Consider the following 273-nt stretch of genomic DNA (forward strand, 5'->3'; position numbering starts at 1 on the left):
CAAGAATAGCGGTAGCGCAATCCACAGGATGGTGAATGTATTCATCGTCATGGCGTATGGCTCCGCTCGATTTCCTGAGTATCCAGTGTGGGGTTATCGCGCGACAGTTTCATTACCCCCACCAGTATTAGCGCCTGAGCGGGGCAAAATCAAGGCGATACAGACCCCCATCACAATGTTGGCGGGCCTGAGATCTGCCGTCAGCAAAAACCAGATGGTCAGCCGCAATAGCAGGTCTAGGTAGCCGATCATGCCAGCACCATCCCAAATAAG

General features: G+C 53.1%; 1 pseudogene. It reads right to left on the reverse strand.

What is annotated here, in order from left to right:
* Positions 1–120: 120 nt before the first annotated feature.
* A pseudogene (locus tag JUK32_RS28365) lies at positions 121–252 on the reverse strand (cation:proton antiporter); the annotation flags it as partial.
* Between the last annotated feature and the right edge of the window lie 21 nt (positions 253–273).

Source organism: Halomicronema sp. CCY15110 (assembly GCF_016888165.1).
Classification (GTDB): Bacteria; Cyanobacteriota; Cyanobacteriia; order Phormidesmidales; family Phormidesmidaceae; genus Halomicronema.